A 12,033-nucleotide genomic window follows, 5' to 3' on the forward strand; every position below is an offset into this window, starting at 1 on the left:
CCTCCTCACCTCGGTACGGACCCGTGAGGTCCGGACACGGTTCGTTCCGGGACCGAGGAGCATGCGGAAGCCGCCACCGTCTGTTCCTCGATGTGGTGCCGGACGCGGGCGGCGAGTGCACCCAACCGCTCGGAGGCCGTCGCCCGAGGCGCGACCGGCGCTCGGATCCTGCGGGCTGCCGACGGCAGCCGGCCCAGGTCCGCCGTGAATCTCTCCCGGCACTCGTCCAGCGTGGGCCTGGTGCCTGTGCGCTGCCCGCCCCGCATCACCGTCTCCAGCAACGGCCTGCCACCGTCGGGTGGCTGCTCGTCGGCCAGGCCGATCAGGTCGGCGTATCCAGGACGGCGGAACACCTGCTTGCGGCCGGGCGCCGTCACTTTTGCCGACGACAGCTTCATCACCGGCCGTCCGTCGTACGCCACCATCTTGTACGCCGAGTCCAGATACGGTGCGTCGGCCGAGACCCCTACGCGTGTGCCGACGGCGTACGTGTCGATCGGCACTCCGGAGCGGACCAGTTCGTCCACCGCGTACTCGTCGAGACCACCGCTGGCGATGATCCGTACGTCTGGCAGGCCCGCGTCGTCGAGGACGGAGCGTGCCCGTCCTGCCAGGTCCCCGAGGTCGCCGCTGTCCAGCCGTACGGCCGAGCCGGACCCGCGGGCGGCGTGGTCGAGGTCTCGCAGGACACGCGCGGCGACGCGGACGCCCGCCTCGGTGTCGTAGGTGTCCACCAGCAAGGTCACCGGCCCGGGGTGCGACCGCGCGAATGCGCGGAAGGCGTCTTCCTCCGTGGCGAACGCCTCCACGAAGGAGTGAGCCATCGTGCCGACGGCAGGGATGCCCAGGGCTGTGGCCGCGGCCAGGTTGCTGGTTCCGGCGAAGCCGACCATCGCGCCGAGGCGGGCGGCCTGGAATCCGGCCTGCGGTCCGTGGGTCCGCCGCAGGGAGAAGTCCACGACAGGATGCCCCGCCGCCGCGAGGACGGACCGCGCGGCCTTCGAGGCGATGGCGGTCTGGTGGCTCAGCTGGTTGAGCACGTACGTTTCGGCCAGCTGAGCTTGCGGGAGAGGCGCGGTCACCTCCAGCAGGGGCTCTCCTGCCAGCACGATCCGTCCCTCCGGGACCGCCCGCACGTCGCCGGTGAACTCCAGGCCGAGCAGGGGCTCAAGATCTCCGGGCGGGCGGTGGAGAGCGGAGGCGTAAGCGTCGACGTCCTCTGGACCGACGTGGAGGCCGGACAGATAGTCCAGGGCCGAGTCCAGCCCCGCGGCGACCAGGAAGCCGCGCTCGGGAGGCAGGTCGCGAACGAAGAGGCTGAACGTCGCGGGGCCGGTCATTCCCTCCCGGAGGTAGGACATGGCCATCGTGACTTCGTACAGATCGGTGGTCGTCGCGTCGGACATTGGTGTCGCCTCCTCGCTTCCCGTCCGGGTTTCCCGCCCGTCACCGGCGGAAGCGCGCGGACCACAGGGGCTCGACCAGGTCCCACTCGGCGTCCCACTGTGCGTACCTTCTCCGGTCCAGCACACGGCACATGCCTGCCCGCGCCGCGTAGAACCCGACGCCCACTCCGATCGCGGCCATACCGCCCACGAACCAGCCGGTGGTCGTCGCGTTGAGCTCGCTCATCGGCTGACTGGAGAGGCCGCCGTCCTGGTCCACCCATACCCGCACGGTGGCGCCCTTGGCCGTTCCCGAGTCAACGAGGGTCGCCCCCGTCCGCACCGTGCCGTTGTCGTCGGTCCAGCGGACCTTCGCCTGTTGCTCCCCCTCTGTGGTGACGCCCTGGGAGGTCGACATGACTCGGGCCGCGACCTCGTGCCGTTGCGCCGACTGGGCTTGCACGGTGCGCATCGACGACTCGTACACCGTCAACCCGGCGCTGAGTGCGGCCACCGGCAGGCCGAGGACGAGGACCAGCATCAGGAAGCGGAGGAACCAGGACTCGAACTTGTCGGACGGGCGTCGGAGGGGGTTCGCCCGCTTTGACGCCTGCGCCTGGCGTGGCGGAGGCGGACCGGACGCATGCGGCGAATTTTGTGCGCTCATGACTCAGCCTCCAGCAAGTCGCTGGTCCGTTCCTTCACCACTTGTCCCACCATGGGACGGCACCGGCCTCCGGTCACAGGGCCGAAAGTCCCTGCGGGGACGACTTCCGGCCCCGCAGGGGCCCATCGTCGACGTGGTCCGTCTCCGCCGGTCCGGTCATATTCGGGGGACATCTGCGCCGGCGGACGCCGATGGGCCTCCAGGGCGTACGGAGACGGGGCTTGTGGCGTGGTGAAGGCACCGAACGGTGCGCTCCAGGCGTGCACCGCCACCAGCCGGAAGTGCCGCACATGGGCCTCACGGAACGCGAACTGCACGGCCGTGCAGCTGCCCTCTCCCTCCTCGACACCGACGACGACGCTCCCGAACGGGCCCTCCCGGTGCGCTGCCGTGCCGCGCACCACGACGACCGGACAGTCCGCCCGCGCCGCCACGACGAGGCTGGCCGACCCCAGGAGCATTCCAGCCAGGTCACCGAGCCCCCTGGATCCCAGCACCAGCGCAAAGGCGTTGCGCCCTTTGGCGACCAAGGTGGCGGTCGCGTCCTCGTGCAGCACTTCGCTCGACAACCGCACCGTGTGAGCACCCTCCCTGACACGTTGCGAGGCGGCGTCGATCACGTCCGACGCTCCGTGGTCCCGCGCTGCCGCGTGCAGGAGGTGGAGCGGCACGCCATGCCGGACGGCTTCGTCGGCGCCTTCCGGTCCACATGCGCCGCGGAGGGGATTGGGGTACTCCTCGAATGAGATGACCCGCCGCGCCTTTTCCATCCTCGTACGTCATGGAGACCGCTGCCATGCCAGCAGCTGTCACGGTGGTGGCGCAGCGTCTCGTCCACACCGCGCAAGCGGACCTCCAGGCACGTCACCCGGGCCTGTCCAGCTGAGCATGTCCGTCGTGGCGCGGGCCGAGCGGCCGGTCGTTCTGTCCGCAGCGAAACCGGAGGAAGAGCCCGCCCCTATGAACAGAACCACCGCCCGGATCGGATGCCGGGTCGCGCGAAGGTCCTGGCGGACCGGTTCGCAGCCACGTCCTCTGGATCAGGACACCGTAACGACTGCATACGGGCTTACATGGGCCTGGCAGTTGCGGGAACCCGGGTCGCGCCCCTCGGCATTCCGAACGACCGGAGAGGCGAGCCGATGACCGACATCCAAGGCTTGCTGGGCGACGAGGCCATGGACCTGCTGACCTATACCGCCCAGGGGATCCCCAACGACGACCTGGTACTGCCGGGTCCTGACTTCGTCGACCGCACCGTGTCCGCGACCGACCGTTCGCCCCGGGTGCTGCGCAACATGCAGTCCCTTTTCGACCACGGCCGTCTGGCCGGCACGGGATACGTATCGATCCTGCCGGTGGACCAGGGCATAGAGCACTCCGCGGCGTCGGCGTTCGCCTCGAACCCCCGTTACCTCGACCCTGGGAACATCGTCGAGCTCGCCGTCGAGGGCGGCTGCAACGCGGTCGCCAGCACCCTCGGTGTGCTCGGGGCCGTCTCGCGGCGCTACGCACACAAGATCCCCTTCATCGTCAAGCTCAACCACAACGAACTGCTGACCTACCCGAACCACTACGACCAGATCATGTTCGGCAACGTCGAGCAGTGCTTCGAACTCGGCGCGGCCGGCGTGGGCGCCACGGTCTATTTCGGCTCGGAGCAGTCGGACCGCCAGCTGCAGGAAGTCAGCGAGGTCTTCGCGCGGGCTCACGAACTGGGCATGTTCACCGTCGTGTGGTGCTACCTGCGCAATTCGGCGTTCAAGAAGGACGGCGTGGACTACTCGGTGTCGGCCGACCTCACCGGACAGGCCAACCACCTCGGTGTGACCATCGAGGCCGACATCGTCAAACAGAAGCAGCCGGAGAACAACGGCGGCTACACCGCGCTGGGCTTCGGCAGGACCGACAAGCTCCTGTACGGCACGCTCACCACGGACCACCCGATCGACCTCACCCGCTGGCAGGTGGCCAACTGCTACATGGGCCGGGTCGGACTGATCAACAGCGGCGGCGCATCGGTCGGCAAAGGGGACCTCGCCCAGGCCGTACGGACGGCGGTGATCAACAAGCGAGCCGGAGGCACCGGCCTCATCACCGGCCGCAAAGCCTTCCAGCGTCCCACCAGCGAGGGCGTCGAACTCCTCCACGCCGTCCAGGACGTGTATCTCGACGAGAGCATCACCGTGGCCTGACCGCCGCCGTCGATGACATCCGGGGGCGTTGCTCCTTCGGCGCGGACCGGTCGCGCCCCCGGTCCCATGGACACACCGAGCGACGGCGCGAGTGACGGCTGCTCCCCGCGGACCGCGAGCACGTCCCGCCCGACTGGCTGCAGAGCAGCACACCGTTGGTGACATCGCCAACTCCACGCCGGTCGAGAAGGTGGCGTCGGCGGCGATGAACAGCAAGCACCATACGGGCGACCTCCCCGGGCTCACCGAAGCGTGGGAGCGGCTGTCCGGCGGTGAAGGAGTCGTCGAAGCCGGCCGTCATCGCGGTGCGCACCGCGCCCGGGTGGACCGAACAGACACGGATGCCGTCCGGGGCCAGTTCCAGAGCCGCGGCCTTGGTCAGCCCGCGCAGTGCCCACTTGCTGGCCACATACCCTCCGATGCCGGCGTAGCCGGTGATCCCGGCGATCGAAGAGACGTTCACGATCGCGCCTCCGCCGGCCCGGCGAAGCGACGGTGCCGCCGTATGGATACCCAGCCAGGCGCCCTGGAGGTTGACGTCGATGACCCGCCGGAAGGATTCGAGGCTCTGCTCCTCAATGGTCCCCCACTCGATGATCCCGGCGTTGTTGACCAGCACCGAGACAGGGCCCAGTTCCCGCTCCCGTCTCCGCCACCACCGTCTGCCAGTTGTCCTCGGTAGTGACGTCCAGGTGCGCATAGCGGGCCGGGCCGCCGAGTTCCGCCGCCAGTTCCTCTCCCTCCGCGTCGAGGACGTCGGCGATGACCACGGCCGCGGCCTCCTCCTGGACCCATGCCTCGACGAAGATCCGTAAGAGCGGATCGGCCGCGCCCGCGGCATGACACGTCCGGCCACACAGTCGCGGGCCGACGGCCGACAGTCGGTCAGGGGGCCGCGCAGATGACCTCGACGAAATGCCCCACCTGATCCTCGGAGAGATGGCGTGCGAGGTCGCCCTCGCTGATCATGCCGACGAGGCGATGGTCGTCGATGACCGGCAGCCGTCGGATTTTGTGCTCTTCCATGGCCCGGAGCACCTGGCCTGCGTCGGCGTCGGCGTCGATCGTGACCGGCTTGCCCTGCTCGAGCTGGCCCGCGGGCACGGTTCTGGGGTCCTTGCCCTTGGCCAGGCACTTCACCACGATGTCGCGGTCGGTGATGATCCCGTGGAGACGGTCGTCCTCCCCGCAGATCGGGAGGGCTCCGACATCCAGCTCCTTCATCCTGCGTGCCGCGGCCTCCAGCGTCTCGTTCTCCTGGATGCACATGGCACCGGAGTGCATGATCTCCCGGGCAGTGGTCATGGTCGTCTCCCTTCGAGCGTCGCCGCTGCGCGGGGAGAGCCGATGGGGTCTGGCCCGCCCCCGGCCTGTACTCCCTCAGTCCAGTGTGAGTTCCTCGCCTCCCGTGCGCATGCCGGAGCAGGGGCGACCACGTCACCGATTACCTCATCGCCTTCCAAGGTCGGCAGAGCCCGGTCACGGGGACCTGTACCCCTCACCGGTCACGTCTGCGGAACAACCGCGATCGGGCACGGCGCGTGATGCAGCACCGCGTGGTTGACCAGACCCAACTGCAGGCCGATGTGCCCGTGCCGCCTGCGGGCGCCGACAACGAGCAGATCAGCGCCGGCCGCGGCTTTCAGCAGTGCCCGCCGCGCCGGGGCTTCGACCACCTCGCTGCTCACCGGCACGTCCTCATACCGGTCCGCAGGGTCGTGCAGCGCCTCCGCGAGAACTTGCGCCGGCGGGCGCTGAAGGGCTTCGAGGGTGTATCCGGACAGGCCCGGAGGCATAGGGGTCCCGACCGGGACACTCCAGGCGTGCACCGCCACCAGCCGGCAGCGCCGCACATGGGCCTCGCGGTACGCGAACTGCACGGCCGTGCCGCTGCCCTCCCCGTCCTCGACGCCGACGACGATGTCCCCGAATTGGCTGCCTCGGTGCTCCGCCCCACCACGCACGACGACCACCGGGCAGTCGGCGCGAGCGGCCACGGCCAGGCTGACCGAGCCCAGAAGCATCCCGGCGAGGTCTCCGAGCCCCCTGGGCCCGAGCACCAGTGCGAAGGCGTTGCGCCCCCTGTCGACCAGGGCGGCCGCCGCGTCATCATGCACCACCTCGCTCGACAGCCGCACGGAGGGAGCCCCTGCCCTGGCACGCTTCGAGGCACCACTGATCACGTCCACCCTCTCGTCGTCCCGCGCTGCGGCGTGCAGGAGGTGGAGCGGCACATCGTGCCGGACCGCCTCGTCGGCGGCCCAGTCCACCGCCTCCAGGCTCGCCTCGGACCCATCGATGCCGACCACCAAGGGAATCGTCACCGTCCCTGTCTCCTTTCGTGCCGGATTCCGCTCCTCGCGTCCCCCTCGTCCACAGGCCCGAAATGCGCTATTGAGGCGATTGGGGTACTCCTCGAATGAGAGACCGCACTGCTCGGCATGGCGGCGACGTCCTGACTTGACCACGCACTCGACCGGACTCGTTCACCGTCATCCCCGTCATTTCCAGCTTCGTACGAGACGGAGGCCGCCGCCATGCAACAAGCCGTCACCGTGGGCCTCGACGGCTCACCCGAGAGCCTCGCCGCCGCCCGCTGGGCCGCCGACGAGGCCGAGAAGCGCAAGCTCACCCTGCGCCTGCTGCACGCATGGCCACTGCTGGCGCCCGAACCGACCCGCGTCCCCTCGGAAGTCGATCAGAACTACTGGGCGAAGCGTCTCGTGCACACCACGTGGTCGGAGCTCCAAGCACGTCACCCAGGCCTGTCCATCGTCGGCAACCTGGTCGCTGAAGACGCCCAGAACGCCCTGCTCCAAGCTGCGACGGAGTCCGAGATGATCGTCCTCGGTTCACGGGGGCTGGAGCCCGTCGAAAGCTACTTCCTGGGCGACGTCAGCATGCCCGTCGTGGCACGGGCCGAGCGGCCGGTCGTTCTGGTCCGCGCCGAAGCCCGGGAGGGGCCACCCCAGGCACCCGCGAGCCGTGTGGTCGTGGCCCTGAGACTGCACGGACCCTCCGACGACCTGCTCGACTTCGCCTTCCGCACCGCTGCGGCAAGAGGCGTTCCCCTCCTGGCCGTCCACGGCCGAAGCGTGCCGCTCCATGCGCGGGTGCCCTGGGGCGTGGACCACGACATCACCGAGGAGATGACGCAGGACGCGCACAAGCAACTGAGCAAGGCGCTCCGCCCCTGGTGCGAGAAGTACCCGCAGGTGGACGTGGACGACAGCATCCGCCTCGACAGCCCCGCCAGGGCCGTCGTACGGGCCGCCGAAGGCTCAGCGCTGCTGGTCGTCGGCCGGCACGCACACCGGCACGGACTTCCGCCCCACCTGGGCCCCGTGGCCCAGGCCGCGATCCATCACGGGCGCTGCCCCGTCGCCGTCGTCCCTCATGACTGAGCCCGGCTCGCAGGTGACGTCGGTCCGGTCAGTGCCCCGGGCCGACGCGTCAGTGCTCCGAAGCAGTGCCCGGCACGACGGTGAGCCGCTGCCTCGTGCGGAGGTGTGCGAGACCCACACCGCGATCGTGTTCTTCGCCGGCGATCGCGCCTACAAGCTCAAGAAGCCGGTGGATCTGGGATTCCTGGACTACACCACGGTCGCGGCTCGCCGGGCCGCGTGCGAACGCGAAGTCGCTCTCAACCGCCGCTTCGCCCCCGATGTCTACCTGGGCCTGGGCGAAATCCGCAGCCCCGACGCCGAGACGCCCGAACCACTCGTGGTGATGCGCCGCATGCCGGCGGGCCGCCGCCTGTCCCGGCTGGTACGAGAAGCAGCCGCCGTCGACGACGTCCTGCGGGCCGTCGCCCGGCACCTCGCCACGTGGCACGCGGAGGCGCCCCACGGCCGGGACATCGACGAGCAAGGCACGCGAGACGCGCTGTCATCGCGTTGGGAGGCCAGTTTCGCGCAGGTCCGCGCGCTGGCCGACGACGGCCACGTGCCCGACGGGATGGCGGAGGTCGAGCAACTGGTACGCCGCTATCTCGCCGGCCGCAAGCGGTTGTTCGACTCCCGCGTCGCCCAGGGACGGGTGGTCGACGGCCACGGAGACCTGCTCGCCGAGGACATCTTCTGCCTCGACGACGGGCCACGGATCCTGGACTGCCTGGAGTTCGACGACCATCTCCGCTATGTCGACGGCCTCGACGACGCCGCCTTCCTCGCCATGGACCTGGAAGAGCTCGGCGCCCCGCAGGCCGCGGCGTACTTCCTCGCCCAGTACAGCGAGTACTCCGGCGACCCCGCACCCCCGTCCCTGTGGCACCACTACGTCGCCTACCGCGCCTTCGTCCGCGCCAAAGTCTCCCTGATCCAGGCCCGACAGGGCGCGCCGGGCGCGGAGACGGCATCACGACGACTGGTCTCGACAACGTTGCGCCATCTGCGCACCTCGGCCGTCGGCCTGACACTCGTCGGCGGGCTCCCCGGCAGTGGGAAGTCCACCCTCTCCGGGGCACTGGCCGACCGGCTGGGCGTCACACTGCTCAGCAGTGACCGCCTCCGCAAGGAGCTGGCGGGTATCCCCCCGGAGCAGTCCGCGGCGGCCGCCTACGGCGAGGGCCTGTACACGCCCCAGTCGACGGCCCAGACCTACGCCACCCTGCTCGACCGCGCTGCCGCCCTGCTGTCCTCCGGCGAGTCCGTCGTCCTGGACGCCACCTGGTCCGACGCGGCACAGCGAGAAGCGGCACTGCGCATGGCCGAACGCACCAGCACCGACCTGCTGGCCCTGCACTGCCATGTGCCGGGCGACGTGTCAGCGGCCCGCCTGAGCACGCGCACCCCCGGAACATCCGATGCCGGCCTCGACGTCGCCGCCGCCATGGCGGCCACGGAACCGCCGTGGCCTGAGGCCGTCGCAGTCGACACCAGCGGTCCGCTCGAGTCCGCGGTCGCCCAGGCACTGGCTGCCGTACGCCCCTGGGGCACCGGCCAGGCACCGGTCTTCCGCCGCCCCTATATGGAGCCGGACTAGAGAAGCGGTCATGCCCCCTATCCGGGCGCGGCCGTTGGCTGCCAGCGCGCGCCTCCAGGTTTCGCGGGACGTGGCGCATTCCTTCATGGTGGTTGTACGGGCAGAACCCGCGCCCGGCAGGCGGGGCAGAACCGGGCATCGCAGGCTCACTTCGGCTCTTCGGGTGGAGGCCACCATGGGTGAACAGAGACCGCTTCCCCCTGGCGAGGCATGGCGAGCCGTGGCCGCATGCTTCCTCACCACCTTCCCGCTGCTCACGCGGCACCGAATCCGCCTCCCGAAGGAACGGGTGGGAATGGGGCTGCGCTTCGCCGACGGCACCTCGGCCCGGGTGTACCGGGAAACCCACCTCGGCAGCGGCTTGGCGAAGGACCCCTGCACGCTGGTGGTCACCTTCCGGCTGCGCCTGGTCCGCGGGCCCGCGCACGCACTGTTCCGCAGGGAGAGCCTGCTGAACACGCCACTGTTCGTCGGCTTTCCCGGTTTCACCTCGAAGCTGTGGCTGGCCCACGACGAGCACGACCGCTATCGCGGCATATACGAGTGGGACGGCCCGGAGCGGGCCGAGCACTACGCGCGTTCCCTGTGGCGGGTTCTGGCGCTGGTCAGCGTGCCCGGCTCGATCAGCTACACCGTGCTGCCCGGTCTGCGCCGCGACGACGTGATCGCAAACCCCGGGCTGATCGAGGACCTCGCTTCGCACGACGCCGCAGCATGGTGGCGCGTCCAGGCCGGGGTGTGACGACCGCGGTGGACATCCTGGTCGTCGGGGCCGGCACGACCGGCCTCACCTTGGCGCTACAGGCTCATGACCACGGAGCACAGGTCCGGGTCGTCGAGCGGCGTCCCGAGCCGTTCCGGCCCTCCCGTGCGCTCATCCTGCATCCACGCAGCCTGGAAGTCCTGCGCCCACTCGGCGTCACGGACGCCCTCCTGGAGCGGGCGGACACCGCCCCGACAGCCCACCTGCACCTCGGCTCCCGCGTCGTCGAAACCAGGCTCGCGGACCTCGCGCTGCCCGACACGGCGTTCCCCCATCTGTCACTCCTGCGCCAGATGGACGTCGAAACAGTGCTGACTCAGGCGCTCGCCGACCGCGGGGTGACGGTGGAACGGGGAACCGAACTGATCAATGTCCGCGACGACGGGCACAGCGCGCGGGCCGTGCTGCGATCGCAGCACGGCATCGAGGAGATTCGCTGCCCTTTCATCGTCGGCTGCGACGGCCCGGCCAGTACCGTGCGGGCCTTTGCCGGCATCGGGTGGCACGGCAGGCCCTACGCCGCAGAGGTGATCCTCGCCGACCTCGACCTCGACGGCGTCTCCGGACCTTCCGGCCCTTCTGGTCTTTCTGGTGCCCAGGTCTTCGCGGGGCGCCAAGGGCTGATGTTCCTCTTCCCGCTCGGAGAGCAGGCCACCTGGAGACTGCTGGCCACGCGGGCGTCCACCGGCGAACCCGGGCAGAGCTTCGGCCAGCCCGGAGCCGCCGTCCCGAGAGCCGAGGTCCAGCGCCTCCTGAACGACGCGGAGCTTGAGGCACGTATCGGGCACCTCGCGTGGTCCGCGCGGGTGCCGCTGCAGTGTGCGCTCGCCCGGCGGTTCCGCCAGGGGCGGCTCTTCCTCGCGGGGGACGCGGCTCACAACTACTCGCCGGCCACCGGCCAGGGCATGAACGCCGGTATCCAGGACGCGATCAACCTCGGCTGGAAGCTCGGCTTCGCGGCGGGCCGCTTCAGCGGGGAGTCCGCAGACGTGCTGGGCACAGACGTGCTGCTCGACTCCTATGAGAGAGAGCGCAGGCCCGCTGCCCACCGACGGATATTCCTCACTCACACCGCGTTCTGGGCAGAGGCGTCGACCGGCCGGATTCCCTCATGGCTGCGCGCGGTGGCCGCTCCGCTCGCAACCCCTGCCATACCCGTCCTCCTGGAGCAGCGACGGCTCATCGCCGAGGCGATCCGTGTCATCTCCCAGTTGCGGGTCAACTACCGGCGCAGCCCCCTGTCGGTGGAGGGAACACCGCGCCTGCGGGGCGCTCCTCGCCCAGGCGACCGCCTGCCGGACGCAACCGTCAGCGTCGGAGGACCTCCCAGGCGGCTGCACGAAGTGCTGGCCCGCCCGGGTGTCCACCTCCTACTGCAGCGCGACGCCGACCCGCCGCCGGACGCCGTGCTCGGTCCCCACGTAAATGTCCTCCGGCTGACGAACAGCCCAGGTCGGGGCCTGGTGGCCGTCCGCCCGGACGGCCATGTCGGCTTCCGATGCGGGATCGACGCGGCCGGGCTGGCCGGCTGGCTGTCACTGATCGGCGCAGCAGCACCCCCACCCATCCGGTCATGAACGGCGGGCGACGGAGCCCGACGGCCCTGAGGAGTCCGACAGACTGATGATCCCGGCACGCACGGCAAACCGGTCACAATGCATCTCGAAGCACTGTGGCGCAAGAACGTGATGATCAGCACGGGCCACGTGGACACGTCCTCGACACCGTGGCTGCTGGAGCTGATGAGTTATGGACGCCTGGACGTCTCGCAGCCGGCACCCACTGCTTCGGCATCGGTCGGATGGAAGACGCCTACGAGGTGTTCGCACACGACACCGGCACGGGTGCCCTCAAAGTCGTGTTGCACCGCGAGTGAACCGTCTGGACGTGGCCGGCAGGAGTCTGGACCGGGCCAGCCGGACCCTCGGTCGGGGCCGTCCGGCCCTACAACCCGTCGGCGAGCTGCGGTCCCATGGAATTGAGCCGAGGGCCACAAGGAGACACGGCGAAGCGGAGCGAAACCGCGCACCGTGCAATTCG

At 69.9% G+C, this 12,033-nt stretch carries 11 protein-coding genes and 1 pseudogene; 6 read left to right on the forward strand and 6 right to left on the reverse strand.

What is annotated here, in order from left to right; translation table 11 throughout:
* Positions 1-5: 5 nt before the first annotated feature.
* From ACFZDA_RS40150 to ACFZDA_RS40160, 3 genes are read right to left on the reverse strand one after another with little or no spacing between them, the layout of a single operon-like run.
* Entirely contained in the window at positions 6-1,406 is a 1,401-nt protein-coding gene (locus ACFZDA_RS40150) for a nicotinate phosphoribosyltransferase (protein WP_391091270.1), read from the reverse strand.
* Between the two features lie 40 nt (positions 1,407-1,446).
* On the reverse strand, positions 1,447-2,052 hold the full coding sequence (locus ACFZDA_RS40155) for a hypothetical protein (RefSeq protein WP_391091271.1): 606 nt from the start codon (positions 2,050-2,052) through the stop codon (positions 1,447-1,449).
* Complete coding sequence (locus ACFZDA_RS40160) at positions 2,049-2,672, reverse strand: universal stress protein (RefSeq protein WP_391091274.1); 624 nt, start codon at positions 2,670-2,672, stop codon at positions 2,049-2,051. Before ACFZDA_RS40160 ends, ACFZDA_RS40155 begins: the two co-directional genes overlap by 4 nt.
* 522 nt (positions 2,673-3,194) lie before the next feature.
* Here ACFZDA_RS40160 and ACFZDA_RS40165 point away from each other — a divergent pair.
* The gene (locus ACFZDA_RS40165; protein WP_391091277.1) at positions 3,195-4,247 is read left to right on the forward strand and encodes a class I fructose-bisphosphate aldolase; all 1,053 of its coding nucleotides are present in this window, start codon (positions 3,195-3,197) and stop codon (positions 4,245-4,247) included.
* Here the strand turns inward: ACFZDA_RS40165 and ACFZDA_RS40170 are convergent.
* The 3 genes from ACFZDA_RS40170 to ACFZDA_RS40180 form a co-directional block, all read right to left on the reverse strand.
* The gene (locus tag ACFZDA_RS40170; protein WP_391091278.1) at positions 4,234-4,866 is read right to left on the reverse strand and encodes an SDR family NAD(P)-dependent oxidoreductase; all 633 of its coding nucleotides are present in this window, start codon (positions 4,864-4,866) and stop codon (positions 4,234-4,236) included. The two genes, ACFZDA_RS40165 and ACFZDA_RS40170, sit on opposite strands and share 14 nt — an antisense overlap.
* A gap of 266 nt (positions 4,867-5,132) precedes the next feature.
* Positions 5,133-5,552, reverse strand: a complete 420-nt coding sequence (locus tag ACFZDA_RS40175) for a CBS domain-containing protein (protein ID WP_391091280.1) — start codon at positions 5,550-5,552, stop codon at positions 5,133-5,135.
* A gap of 200 nt (positions 5,553-5,752) precedes the next feature.
* Positions 5,753-6,571 (reverse strand): universal stress protein, encoded by an 819-nt coding sequence (locus ACFZDA_RS40180; protein WP_391091282.1) that lies wholly within the window; start codon positions 6,569-6,571, stop codon positions 5,753-5,755.
* A 213-nt stretch (positions 6,572-6,784) separates the two neighbouring features.
* Between ACFZDA_RS40180 and ACFZDA_RS40185 the strand changes: the two genes are divergently transcribed.
* From ACFZDA_RS40185 to ACFZDA_RS40205, 5 genes and pseudogenes are all read left to right on the forward strand, one after another.
* Positions 6,785-7,651 carry a universal stress protein gene (locus tag ACFZDA_RS40185; protein ID WP_391091284.1) on the forward strand — a complete coding sequence of 289 codons (867 nt, stop codon included), beginning with the start codon at positions 6,785-6,787 and terminating at the stop codon, positions 7,649-7,651.
* A 103-nt stretch (positions 7,652-7,754) separates the two neighbouring features.
* A complete protein-coding gene (locus ACFZDA_RS40190) occupies positions 7,755-9,230 on the forward strand; it encodes an AAA family ATPase (RefSeq protein ID WP_391091286.1) in 1,476 nt (491 codons plus the stop codon).
* Positions 9,231-9,405: 175 nt separating this feature from the next.
* On the forward strand, positions 9,406-9,972 hold the full coding sequence (locus tag ACFZDA_RS40195) for a hypothetical protein (protein WP_391091288.1): 567 nt from the start codon (positions 9,406-9,408) through the stop codon (positions 9,970-9,972).
* Complete coding sequence (locus ACFZDA_RS40200; RefSeq protein WP_391091290.1) at positions 9,969-11,570, forward strand: FAD-dependent monooxygenase; 1,602 nt, start codon at positions 9,969-9,971, stop codon at positions 11,568-11,570. Before ACFZDA_RS40195 ends, ACFZDA_RS40200 begins: the two co-directional genes overlap by 4 nt.
* A 54-nt stretch (positions 11,571-11,624) precedes the next feature.
* Positions 11,625-11,869 (forward strand): annotated as a pseudogene (locus tag ACFZDA_RS40205) (alcohol dehydrogenase); the annotation flags it as partial.
* Between the last annotated feature and the right edge of the window lie 164 nt (positions 11,870-12,033).

Source organism: Streptomyces sp. NPDC007991 (assembly GCF_042958445.1).
GTDB lineage: Bacteria > Actinomycetota > Actinomycetes > Streptomycetales > Streptomycetaceae > Streptomyces.

Excerpts from the sequence above, each read along its gene's own strand:
- ACFZDA_RS40150 (WP_391091270.1), bottom strand. The coding sequence starts at position 1,406 with ATGTCCGACGCGACGACCACCGATCTGTACGAAGTCACGATGGCCATG.
- ACFZDA_RS40155 (WP_391091271.1), bottom strand. The coding sequence starts at position 2,052 with ATGAGCGCACAAAATTCGCCGCATGCGTCCGGTCCGCCTCCGCCACGC.
- ACFZDA_RS40165 (WP_391091277.1), top strand. The coding sequence starts at position 3,195 with ATGACCGACATCCAAGGCTTGCTGGGCGACGAGGCCATGGACCTGCTG.
- ACFZDA_RS40175 (WP_391091280.1), bottom strand. The coding sequence starts at position 5,552 with ATGACCACTGCCCGGGAGATCATGCACTCCGGTGCCATGTGCATCCAG.
- ACFZDA_RS40185 (WP_391091284.1), top strand. The coding sequence starts at position 6,785 with ATGCAACAAGCCGTCACCGTGGGCCTCGACGGCTCACCCGAGAGCCTC.
- ACFZDA_RS40195 (WP_391091288.1), top strand. The coding sequence starts at position 9,406 with ATGGGTGAACAGAGACCGCTTCCCCCTGGCGAGGCATGGCGAGCCGTG.